This is a genomic window from Citrobacter sp. Awk 2 (genome assembly GCF_028069815.1).
Classification (GTDB): Bacteria; Pseudomonadota; Gammaproteobacteria; order Enterobacterales; family Enterobacteriaceae; genus Citrobacter.
Map to the genome: position 1 here is coordinate 1 of NZ_JANEWL010000122.1, position 12,419 is coordinate 12,419.

The following is a 12,419-nucleotide window of genomic DNA, read 5'->3' on the forward strand; positions in this document are numbered from 1 at the left end:
GTATTAAAGTTGACATTAACGGTGCCGGAGAATGTGTTTTTGCCTTCCGTAAGATTCGTAGAGTAATTATCATGGATGTTTGTTTTTGTGTTGTAGATCAGATGGTTGTTGTTTTTATCTTGACGCAAGAAGTTGTCTTTTTATCTGCAAAATGTCCATTTTTATCTATATGCGGGTGTTTATTTCCTGACTTGATGTGAATAAAATACGCGCTTCCTCATAGATCATTACTTTATGTTCTCAGTGCGCGGTCAATGTTGACAATTTTGCTACGGTTAATCGGCTGACCCAAAAGGAACTGTTTGCGACATTAGAGTCTGGATTAAAGTCCTATTGGTATAGTGTGTAGCGGATAAATTGTTTTGGACGCGATAATAAATACAATCACTGCGAAAAGCATTCGAGAATGGTGCCTGCCTCTTTTTTTACCCAGTCTTTTTTATCCGTTGGCACAATATCTTAACGGACACTGTATTTTCAATAATAATATTTTAACAGTTTACGATCTTAAGCTGGCCGTTTTTTCGGGCGCACTTGTCCTGTTTGGTTTCCGGGTTCTGCCAGGGTTTCTCCTGTTTCTTGTTCTTATGTTTGCTCTCGGTCCGCAAAATGAACACCTGGATGCGCTGTGCCTGATTCTGGCATCGACCTTAAGCTATGCGATATACCGGAAAGTGACGGGCAGACGCAGCTCAAGTAGCTTTGGCCGGGTCAAAATTAGCCTCAATCGTATTGTCTGGCTGTGTGGTTACAACATTCTGCTGTACTTAGTATTCGGCAAGCTCTTCGCTGTATTCGTGATCCACGCTTACCGCCCCGATGTCGCCAATTACCCGGTGATGAGTCTGGAAATGCTGGTGCGTGTTCAAGGGATCGTCAACGGTTGCCTGACCGGGATCCCGTTCTTCTACAAGATATTCCGTATCACTCGCCGCCCGTCTTACTTGTTTACGTTTGCTAAGTCGGTCGTCGGGCAGTGCAAAGGTAATGTGAGTTCATACGGCGTGATTGCCTGGTGCGTGCTGCTGCTAGGCCTGATGTTCTGTTTAACGTCGCCGCACAACCCAAACATCTTTTTCTCGTTCTATAGTCTGATTCTTCTGTTCCCGCTCATGCTGTGGGGCGCGATAAAAATTGGCCATATGTTCACCATGCCCGTATGGGCTGTGGTCCTGATTATCCTGGGTAAACATAACGAAAGTTACATCGCCAACGATGTTAACTTCATGCTGCATCAGGCGCTGGTTTCTACGCTGATCTTTGTCTTTTCACTGACTATCGTGATTATGGGGGCATTGGCCAAATTTACCCGGCAGCGGTTTAACCAGGCGTTGCTGTTGGGGTTGACCGATCCCATGACGGGGATGGCAAATTTACGCGCGCTGAAGACCGAGCTGTTTACGACGAAGAACGCGACAGTCTGTCTGATTCAGATCCCCGAGCTGGAGCTTTTTTCTCGCCGCTATGGTTTTCATTTTCGCGCGCACTATCAAAAGATTCTGGCCGATCATCTCCAGCGGTATTTGGTTGAAAGCGAGAAAGTCTATTACCACGCAGGTTATGATCTGCTGATCCGCCTTGAAGATGGTTCCTATGAGCGGCTATGCGATTTGTACCATGCCGCTAACGGTTTTCGCCTCTTTCACAATAACCAACGGTTGGGTTTTCGCAGTGGTCTGGGCTACTGCCTGATTAACGATATCAGCGATGATATCTATCAACTGGTTGGCAAGCTTGCCATGGTTGCGGGTTTGTCGCTAACCAACGGCAGACCCGAAAACCTTGAAGCCCAGCATAGCCGGATCCTTGGTGACCATATTGCCGATAAAACAGATATTCGTACCGCGCTGCAAAACGCGCTGGATAACAATGCGTTTGTACTGATGGCCCAGCCGATCGTCAGTACCCGGGGGGAGGCGCTTTATCATGAAATCCTGATCCGGATGCTCAATGATAAAGGCGAATTTATTCCTCCAAACAGTTTCCTGCCAGTGGCGCATGAAGCGGGGTTAGCTCCGGATATTGATTTATGGGTAATCGAAAATACCTTCAAAGCGATGTCCGATCGCCCCCAACGATGCTTCTCCATTAACCTGACTCCTGTCACGGTGTGTCGCTCAAATATTGTCTCGAAGATCACCCAGCTATTGCAGGATTACGGTGTGGATCCGCAGCGCGTTATTTTTGAAATAACCGAGGCGGATACGCTGTCAGACAAAGAACAAACTGTAGAAGCGCTGCATTTAATTCGTCAACTGGGGTGCCGGGTTGCAATTGATGATTTTGGTACCGGGTTTGCGAGCTATGCGCGTTTGATGAACATCGAAGCGGACATTTTGAAAATCGATGGATCTTTTATTCGCCGGATCACGGAAAGTGAAATCAGCTACTACATCGTTGAATCATTCTGTCGCGTCGCTGCAATGAAAAATATGCAGGTTGTCGCCGAGTTTGTTGAGAACGCCAGCATTCAGGCGTGCCTTGAGCAAATGGGGGTGGGGTGGTTGCAAGGGTATCACATAGGTAAGCCAACGCCGCTGCTCATGCTGGAATAGCGTGTGCAAATTTAATTATGACCAACAAGCGTAATTTCTTCTCAGGTAGAGAACAAAAATCATGAGTGATGTTATTAAAGTGAAAGAACGGTCGGCTGTGGCGTCCTCTGAGGGGTCCGGTGCACGAATAATATCCTGGCTACACAATATCCATCCCGGCGTGGCAATGAAGCTCGGTATGATTCTGGTTATCTGCATTGCGACGTTGCTGATTGGTGCTTCGTTTATATTGTCGTCTTATCTGTCGAAAGAGCTGCAAGCCAATGCGCTGGAAATGATCAAGACCAATACGCGTATTTTCCATAACAGCATCTCTAATGAATTCCAGAGGGTGACCCGGGACGCGGAACATTACAGCAATGTTTATATTAACAACTATCAGAATGTTGCCAATAAACCACTGCATTCTATGGATGCAGCTGAATTAAAAGCGGTTCTAAGTAGCCCTACGACCAACTCGCATTTCACCGAATTAACCAGCGTATTTGCCAGTACTTTTGTACTGGAAGGCGAGCAGTTTGTTCGCGTCAGCAGTACGCTGTTAGCAAACTCTGGCAACACGGCGACGGCAACGGCATTGGGCCGTGATAATCCGGCATTGCCGCTTCTTCTGAAAAACAAACCGTTTTCTGGTGTGGTCACGCTGTTTGGAAAACAGTTTATTAGCCACTACGAGCCGATTGCCGATAAGTATGGTCAGGTGGTGGGAGCCGTTGCGGTAGGATTCGATGTTAAACAGAGTCTGCAACCGATCATTCAGCGCTTGCTGAATGTGCGTATTGGGAAAGATGGCTATGCGTATGTACTGGATGCCGGATTTGAACCTGGGCGTATGCTGGTGCACCCGTCGCTCAGTAATCAGCAGGCGATCAATATCACCGATGCCAATGGATACAAGCTGTTTGCCGATATCCTCGAGCATAAAAACGGTATTACCTACTACGATTGGGTGAGTGGCTATGGCACTGCGCCCAAAACGAAAGTCGCTGTCTATGAATATGTTGACGGGATCAATTGGGTTATCTCGACAACCAGCAATGTTGATGATGTCGCCAGGAGCAGCAACCTGGTCCGTAATGGCCTGCTGCTGTTCACCGCTTTCCTGCTGCCCGTCATTTTACTGCTGATTGCGGTGGCCAGCCGCTTCCTGATTTCACGCCGTCTAAACCGCGTACTGGGTATTGCGCAGACCATTGCTGAAGGTGACTTAACGGTAGAGGTTCCAATCGACCATCATGATGAGATTGGCGAGCTACTTGGCGCGGTAGAGAAGATGCGCCAGCGTTTGCACTCACTGGTGGGGGATATGGTTTCTCACGCCAACTCGGTACATCAGGCGTCGATGCATATTACGGAAGCGGTCGATGGTCAGGCATCTACCAGCGTAGAAACCTCATCATCGGTTGCGGAAATCACCTCAACGATGGAGGAGTTGTCCGCCTCTTCCACACAGATCGCGGAGCACTCGCGGGCGGTTGTGGATATTGCCAACCAGACGCTCGAAGATTGCAATAAAGGTTCTGAGTCGATGTCGCAATTGCTGATGCGTATGACGGATATTGATACCGATAACCAGCAAAACATGCGTGAAATTATGATGCTGGGCAATAAGTCGACGGAAATCAGCCGCGTGATGGTGATCATTAACAGCGTTGCCGATCAAACCAAATTGATTGCTTTTAACGCAGCGCTGGAAGCGGCCAGTGCCGGAGAAGCCGGGAAACGCTTCTCGGTCGTGGCGGCGGAGATCCGTCGTCTGGCCGATTCCGTGACGGAATCAACGGTTGAGATCGAGAACAAGATCAGCGAGATCCAAAACGCCATCAATCGTCTGGTGCTGAATGCGGAAAAAGGCGGGGAGAGCATCAAAGCGGGCGCCAGGGCCTGTAAAGTGAGCGCCGAGCATCTGAACGACATTGTTGTCACCGCGGAGCAAACGTCCACGGCGGCGCTGCAAATCTCCCTGTCAACACAGCAGCAGAAAACGGCGAGTAATCAAGTGGTTATGGCGCTGCGTGAAATTGTTGTCGCCAGTAATTACACGTCGCAATCCATCAAAGACATTTTGATCGTGAGTCAGGATATGACGCAGCTGTCGAAAGCGCTGAAAGAGGCTTCGACGTCATTTACTTTGACGGATATGGATGCCTGACATGAATAGCGGCAACATTCGGGTGCTGATCCACGATCTGGGCAGCGTGTCGCGCAACGAGCTGGTCAGAAAACTGGAGGAGCACTCGCATATAAGGGTTGTGGGGCAAGCAGCCCACCGCAGGCAGGCGATTCGACTGTTACAACAGTTGATGCCTGACCTGTTGATCCTGACGCTGGATACGTCGACGGCAGATAACGTTGAGATCGTTGAAACCATTATGGCGACCAGCGCTATCCCAATTCTTGTTCTGCGCTATTTCCCTGAAAACCAGTGGGATGATGATTTCATTTCCCGCGGTGCGCTGGCGGTATTGCACCACAGCAGTGGCGCTCCGTTGTCGAGTGAAGTGCTGCATCGCAAAGTAGAATTGCTGGTTGGTGTAAAAGTGATTCGTCATATCAAGGGATTACGCTATCCCACAAAGCAACGCGTACCGGGAACTCACCCGGCAATGGATGCCGAAAAGACACCAGAGGACTGGCCTTTTGTGCTGGCGATAGCCTGTTCTACCGGCGGGCCACAGGCGCTGAGCAGGCTATTGCAGGCGTTGCCCGGTACGTTCCCGTGCCCGGTGTTGATTGCACAACACATTGCCGACGGTTTTGCCAAAAACATGGTGCACTGGCTGGACAGCGTGACTGAACTGAAGGTTCGACTGGCGCAGGAAGACGATCGTGTGGAAGCAGGGTATGTGTACATACTGCCGCCTGAACAGCATCTGATCGTCAAAACAAACCAACGGCTGGCCGCGATCCCGAGACAGGAAAGTGATGTGTATCACCCCAGCTGTAATCTGCTGCTGGAGTCGGTTGCTGAAGTCTTTCGTGAAAAAGCCGTTGGGCTGATTATGACGGGAATGGGCAGCGATGGCTGTCGTGGTATTGAACTGATTTTCCGGCGGGGAGGAAGGACGCTGGCGCAGGATGAAGAAAGCTCTGTTGTTTTCGGTATGAATAAGAACGCAATCGACAAACAGCTTATCCATCGCACAATCCCGTTGGATGACCTTGCGAAGGTTCTGCTTTCGATGGCTTTTCACGGGCATGTTGAGAGTAAATTGCCATGATACCCAATCTCCCCGATTATGCCCGGTTGATCAAAGACCGGGTGGGTTTGCACTTTGATAATGCGATGGAAGCGTTGCTGGAATCGGCGCTGAGTCGACGTATGGCCGAGCTGGGAATCAGCAATTACTATGAATACTATGAACGGTTGCGCATCTCTCAGGATGAGTTTGATAGCTTTGTTACGCTGATTACAATTAACGAAACGTATTTTTTTCGTGAAAGCGACACGCTGGATCTCATCTGCGACAAATGGGTGCCCCGCCTTCTGCAACAGCGTAGCGGCCCGGTGCGTATTCTGAGCGCGGGATGTTCATCCGGTGAAGAGGCCTACTCGCTGGCAATCAAGCTGCATGAAAAGTACCAGAACGGGATGGCGCAGCAGGTTGAAATCTACGGTTGTGATATTGACCCGGTGATTCTGGCAAAAGCCAGAAATGCCTGTTATTCCAGCTACTCGTTTCGTGGTGTCGATCCGCTGATTCAGCAGCGCTATTTTACCCGGACGGGGAATCTGTTCCGTCTGCATGATGAAATCCGCGAGAAAGTCTCATTTCATCGCACCAACATTATCAAAGAGCAGTTACTGCCTGAAGTTGACATTATTTTGCTGCGTAACGTGTCTATCTATTTCGATACGCCGACACGCCGCGAACTGCATGGCAACCTGCTTAAGATGCTGCAGCCGCAGGGAGCCTTGTTCTTTGGCAACGCGGAAACGCTGGCCAACAATTTCGATATTCTGAAGCTTGAGCAAGAAGAGGGCATTTTTTATTTCTGCCATCATCGAGAAGCCCCTAAAGTCGCTCCGCTACCCCGCGTCGCGGTACGCGTCCCGCTTCCTCGCGCCCCCGTGGTGTGTGAACCTCCCGCACCCACGGCGCAGCAATGTGATGACTGGTTGAAAAAGGCCCGTGCCTGCCTTGATGAGAAGTGTTTTTCCGAAGCTGAAGCGTGTATTGCCTGCGTATTACGCAACGATCCCCGCAACCAGGATGCGCTGCTGATTCAGGGCGTGATTGCACTGGAGCAACGAGAGTTTTCCCAGACGGCCGGAAATGCGCAAAAGATCCTCGCGCAGGATGAATGGTCGGCAGAAGCAAAAATGCTGCTCGGTCTGGCGATGATGTGGCAACACCAAACGCAGCAGGCCATCGCCTGGTTTAAACAGGTGGTCTATCAGGAACCCGGCTACTGGCCTGCACACTATTATCTGGCTGAAATGTATCGGCAAAGCGAGCTTCGCCAGCCCGCTCAGCGTACATATCGCGTGGTGATGCAATTACTTAACGACGAAATGAACAATCCTTCAACGGTTTGTCGTCTGCGTTTGCCCATGGTATTTCCTGGCAATACGTTTCGTTTTCTTTGTGAACATCAACTGGCGCAATTCGCCCATCAAAACGGGTAAAAAGAACGATTATGGCTATCGATCTGAAAAAATTCGTTCTGCGTTTTATTGATGAAGGGAGAGGTCATTTGCAGACGATCAGCGAGGGCGCGTTTTTGCTCTCCGCTGATGAACATACTGACGTATGGATTGGGGAAATGTTTCGGGCCGCGCATACTCTGAAGGGGGGCGCGAGGATGCTGAAACTGCAAAGCATTGCTGATGTCACGCACCACCTTGAGGACGTTCTTAGCGAACTGCGGGATAAGAAACTGACGCCTGACAGGGCGCTTGGCAATCTGATCCATGAGTCCGTGGAGTATCTTTCCGGTCAACTCACCCAGCTTTTTGTCAGTGACGGAGATAATCAACTCCCCCCGGCAGATGCGAGTTTATGTGAACGCCTTGCCAGCGCCAGCCGCGGGGAGGCTGTTACATTGGTTGTCGAGGCGGCGGGACCTGCGGAAAAACCGCTTCCTCCGACAGCGACTCCGGCACCCGTGCCGACGATCGCTGTGGATTCAGGTATAAAACAGGCTGATTCAGTACGGGTAAAGCTGAATAAACTTGACGACCTGATCGACATTCTCGGGGAAGTGCTTGCAGGCCATGATCGCCTGGAACAGCAGATACAAAACCTGAGCCAACTGGTGCCCCGGTTGTTAGGGCTTAGCGCAGAACAGTTGCGTCAGCAGATCCATGATTTCAGCGCTCAACTGAAAGAGAGCGTTCAGGTTCAACATTTGCAGATGTATGAACTGTACGACGTGGCGGCGCGGATCCGTATGCTGCCGCTGTCCACCCTATTTGAGCCGATTTCACTGCAGGTCAGCGAACTGGCCTCCACGCTGAACAAACAGGTCGTTTGCCGCTTTGTAGGGGGCGAAGTGGAAATCGACCGACAGCTTATTGACCGGTTATCGGAGCCGCTGACGCACTTGCTGCGTAACGCGGTCGATCACGGTATTGGTGAAATTGATGAGCGGCTGGCGCTGGGAAAATCGACGCGCGGCACCATCACCATCAGTACGCAACAGGATGGAAGCGGAATACTACTGCGCGTCGAAGATGACGGGCGCGGCCTGAACTATGAGGCGATCAGCGCAAAAGCGGTCAGCAAAGGTTTGGTTCCGGCATCAATGGCCGGACAGCTCTCTGAACAAGAGTGTAATGAGCTGATTTTCCATCCCGGTTTTTCCACCAGCAAAATTGTCTCAGAGCTTTCCGGGCGTGGCGTAGGCCTTGATGTTGTGCGCAAAACGGTGGTCACCGACCTGCAGGGGGATTTGCAGGTACATAGCCGGCAGGGGGTCGGGACGTGCTTTAGCCTGCGTCTGCCCGTTTCGCTGGCAATGATGCGTATCCTGCAATTTGAAGAACAGGGCCACCTGTTCGGACTGGCCGCTCAGTATGTGGTTGAGGTGGTGGAATGCACCCCCGAAGGGATTAACGACATTGCCGGGCGACCCGCCATCATTTTGCATAACGAGTTTATTCCGGTGATTTGTGCCGGTGCTCTGCTAGGTATTCACGATCGTCAAAGCAGTGCCCCACCGGCAGGGCAACGATTAATCGTGGTGCAGAACCAGTACAGCAAAATGGCACTACGCGTTGATAAGCTGCTCGATGAACGCAAGATGATGATCAAGCCGTTGCCGAAGCATATGCAGCAGCAATCGCTGGTGTCCGGGATGGTACAGACCCCTGATAACCAACTGGTCAGTATTCTGCAGGTCCCGGCGCTGATGGCGATGGCGCAACAATCACGGCAAACCAGCACTCCTGTGCAGCCAGTCAGTGTCGCGCAAGATGCCTGGCACGTGCTGGTGGTCGATGACTCACTCAATACCCGCGAGATTGAAAAGAACGTGCTGGAAGCGCATGGCTATCAGGTCACGCTGGCAGAAGATGGGTTATCGGGTCTACAAAAAGCGAAATTGACCCAGTTTGATGCTGTGCTGACGGATGTCGAAATGCCGTTTATGGATGGTTTCACCTTCACCAAATCGCTGCGTGGAGAGAAAAACTATCAGCACACGCCCATTATCATCGTGACCTCCCGCGCGAAGGAAGAAGACCGGCGACGTGGCATTCAGGTGGGGGCGGATGCTTATATTGCCAAAGGCGACTTCGAGCAGGACAGCCTGATTAAAACATTAAAAATGCTTTTGTGCTGATAGCGCAAAATCGAGAGAGAAGATGCGAATTTTATTAGTTGATGATGATCTTTTTGCAGCTGAACTGGCATCCGTTTTTTTAGAAATGGATGGCTACGATGTGGTGATCGTGGAAAGTGCCATCTCCGCCTTAGCGTGCCTGGACTCGGATAACAATATCGACCTGGTGATCAGCGATCTGCATATGCCGGAGATTAGCGGTTTAGATTTACTGGCGCTATTACGCGCACAGGAGTGGTCTAAGCCCTTCATTTTGCTGAGCGCAAATGAGGTCACGGGCAGCGACGTTCCGTATGACCGTTGGGTGAAAAAAGATGAGAACCTGGCGGAAAATCTGGGGGCTGCAGTGAATGCGCTACTGCAACCATCTGCGGTTACTGAATAAGTCTACACGTACGATGAAACAAGAAAATAAGCACTTAGCGATGGCTGCCGCGCAGGAAAAAATAGCGCGTCTGCGACAGGGATTTTTACGCCGCATCCCCGACATGTTGGCCCAGTCGGAAAGATTACTCGTTCAACTGGTTGCAGAGCCCAGCGAGTCTTGCCGTAAACAACTGCACATACTGCTGCACAGCATTCACGGGTCTGCCGGTTCTTTTGGTTTTACGCCTCTGGCGAACGCAGCCGCAGAAGGGGAGAGTTTGCTCGCGGAGCTGGAAGTGGATCAAAGTAAGATTCATTACGATGAAATGCGGCGCATTATTCGGTGGCTGTATACCCTGACCCAGGAGCAGTTGAATCTTGAACACCGTATCAGCGATACGGACTTCAAATTACCGATCTCTTCCCCGCGCGCAGAAGAGGGATACGCTCGTCGGGCCGATAAGCCAATCTACCTGTGCGATGATGACATTGACCAGGTTGAGTTGCTCGCCACGCAACTACGCTGTTTCGGTTTTACCTGCCATGTGTTTGCTAACACGCAGGATTTTACCCAGGCGGTGCTTTCTCAGCCGCCTTCGGTGGTGATTATGGATGTCAGCTTTCCGGATAACGCCTACGGTGGCCCGCTGACAATGTCGGACCTCAAGCAGAAAGTCGGCACCGCTTTCCCGGTACTGTTTCTCTCCTGCCACAGCGATTTTAAAGCGCGGATCAACGCCATTAAATCCGGGTGTGATGGCTACTACGTCAAACCAGCCTCGATTACGGATTTAGTACAGGAACTGCATCGCTTAACCCAGCCGTCGCTGAAAAAACCCTATCAGGTGCTGCTGATCGATGACGAGCCGGCGGTGGCGCAATACAACGCGGAAATGCTGCGTATCGCCGGAATGGAAGTGCATGTACTGGAAAAACCACAGTATTTACTGCATGTGCTGAATGCCCACCCCATCGATCTGGTGCTGATGGATTACCACATGCCGGAATTTAGCGGGGCGGAGCTGACTAAGCTTATCCGCCAAATCCCGCAGCATATTGGCCTGCCTATCGCCTATCTCTCCAGCGAGACGAACAAGAGTGAGCAGCTTGGTGCGATGAGCATCGGCGCTGAGGATTTTATTCTTAAGCAGGCGAATCCAGAAGAGCTTATCCGTGCCGTCTCGATCCGAGCGGAAAGAATGCGAACCCTGCGCGCCCGCATGTCGCAGGACAGCCTGAGTGGGTTATACAACCACTCGACAACCACACATTTTCTCAAAAGTGCGATTGCCGAGTCGAGCTACAGCGGTCACCCGTTTTGTCTGGTAATGGTCGATCTGGATCGCTTTAAAAGCATCAACGATACCTACGGCCATGCGGTTGGCGACCAGGTCATTGTCGGCATTTCACAGCTGTTTTCCCATCGCTTACGCAGTACCGACATCGTGGGTCGCTACGGCGGGGAGGAGTTTGTCATCATTATGCCTAACACTACGAGTGAGAAGGCTGCACGGGTGGTTGAGCGCTTGCGTAAGGATTACGAGCAGGTCGCATTTTCCGTTAATGATGCCAGTTTTCACAGTACCTTCAGCGCGGGTATCGCACAGTGGCAGTTTGGCGACAGGCTTGAAACGCTACGTGAACGTGCCGATCAGGCGCTATATGCCGCGAAGCAGAATGGCCGTAATACCTTCCGCATTGCCGAGTAAAAGGAGAAGAGATGAGCCAACAGCTGGAACAAATTCTCGCGTTGAATCATGGTGAAAAACCGGAGTGTGAAAGCGTTGATGAGCCGCAGCGTACGCTGGTGCTATTTCAACTGGCGGGTAATAACTTTGCATTCTACGGGGCACAGATAAAAGAGATCCTTGCGGAACGGCCTATTTCCTGGGTTCCCTGCTGTGCGCCGATGCTCGAAGGTGTCATCAACTATCGTGGGCGAGTGGAGTCGGTGATGAGACTGGACAGCCTGATCGACAAACCTGCGGCTAACGCGGCAGGTAAACGCACGATTCTGATTGGCTGCTCAGAGAAAATGCAAAGCGGTATTTTGATCGACAAGCTTATTGATGTGCTGGATGTTGTCGAAAGCCAGATTCACTTGCCGGGGGATTCACTGCCTCCGGCGCTACAAACCATTGCGGTTGGGGTCGTGAACGTGGCGGAAACCTGGTTTACGCTGCTCGATCTGAATCTGGTTTTTGATCGCTATCAGGAGACCAGCGGGTATGACGCCTCCCATTAATCTGGCTGCGGTACGCATTCGCCTGGGAACGCAGGATTTTTATATTCCGGCCAGTCAGGTCGGGCGCTGTTTGCTGGTGACGCAAGCTGCGCCGGAGATTCCGCGTTTTAGCCGATGGCTTGGTATTGCTGATGAACCGCAACAAGGCTGGCATTTGCATCTGTTTGTTCCAGCCAGCGGCGTAGAAACCGGCTGGTACTTATGGGGGCAACTGGAAAATGTCATGTTATCCAGCGACACCATTTTTGCCGTACCGCCGCTGTTGGCTCATGGGTGTCGTCTGCCGGCGCTACGCGCACTGGTGGGGAGTGAGGCATTTAGCCCGCTTTTAAGCTGGTGTTGATACTCATGCAGAGTGACACGGCGTTTTACAACTGCATGATTTATTATATCTGTAAATCTTGTTTTTTATTATTTTTAATCCTGCTCACCTTCTCATTGTGTTATTTACGTTTTATTACATAAGT

General features: G+C 51.0%; 10 protein-coding genes. All 10 read left to right on the top strand.

Going from position 1 to position 12,419, the window contains the following annotated elements:
* The coding region (locus NNO02_RS20860) for a hypothetical protein (protein WP_271455627.1) at nt 1-200 on the top strand (200 nt) is incomplete at its 5' end.
* 387 nt (nt 201-587) lie between these two features.
* Complete coding sequence (locus NNO02_RS20865; protein ID WP_271455628.1) at nt 588-2,555, top strand: sensor domain-containing phosphodiesterase; 1,968 nt, start codon at nt 588-590, stop codon at nt 2,553-2,555.
* A gap of 61 nt (nt 2,556-2,616) precedes the next feature.
* Nucleotides 2,617-4,707, top strand: coding sequence for a methyl-accepting chemotaxis protein (locus NNO02_RS20870; RefSeq protein ID WP_271455629.1), 2,091 nt, complete (start codon nt 2,617-2,619; stop codon nt 4,705-4,707).
* Nucleotide 4,708: 1 nt separating this feature from the next.
* Nucleotides 4,709-5,776: a chemotaxis protein CheB gene (locus tag NNO02_RS20875; protein WP_271455630.1), complete on the top strand. Its 1,068-nt coding sequence runs from the start codon at nt 4,709-4,711 to the stop codon at nt 5,774-5,776.
* The gene (locus tag NNO02_RS20880; RefSeq protein ID WP_271455631.1) at nt 5,773-7,185 is read left to right on the top strand and encodes a CheR family methyltransferase; all 1,413 of its coding nucleotides are present in this window, start codon (nt 5,773-5,775) and stop codon (nt 7,183-7,185) included. Before NNO02_RS20875 ends, NNO02_RS20880 begins: the two co-directional genes overlap by 4 nt.
* A gap of 11 nt (nt 7,186-7,196) precedes the next feature.
* Nucleotides 7,197-9,341: a hybrid sensor histidine kinase/response regulator gene (locus NNO02_RS20885; protein ID WP_271455632.1), complete on the top strand. Its 2,145-nt coding sequence runs from the start codon at nt 7,197-7,199 to the stop codon at nt 9,339-9,341.
* Nucleotides 9,342-9,363: 22 nt separating this feature from the next.
* Nucleotides 9,364-9,726, top strand: coding sequence for a response regulator (locus NNO02_RS20890; RefSeq protein ID WP_271442637.1), 363 nt, complete (start codon nt 9,364-9,366; stop codon nt 9,724-9,726).
* A gap of 13 nt (nt 9,727-9,739) precedes the next feature.
* Nucleotides 9,740-11,416, top strand: a complete 1,677-nt coding sequence (locus tag NNO02_RS20895) for a GGDEF domain-containing response regulator (protein WP_271455633.1) — start codon at nt 9,740-9,742, stop codon at nt 11,414-11,416.
* 11 nt (nt 11,417-11,427) lie between these two features.
* Nucleotides 11,428-11,952, top strand: coding sequence for a chemotaxis protein CheW (locus NNO02_RS20900; RefSeq protein WP_271442635.1), 525 nt, complete (start codon nt 11,428-11,430; stop codon nt 11,950-11,952).
* Entirely contained in the window at nt 11,936-12,295 is a 360-nt protein-coding gene (locus tag NNO02_RS20905; RefSeq protein ID WP_271442634.1) for a hypothetical protein, read from the top strand. Before NNO02_RS20900 ends, NNO02_RS20905 begins: the two co-directional genes overlap by 17 nt.
* Nucleotides 12,296-12,419: the final 124 nt, after the last annotated feature.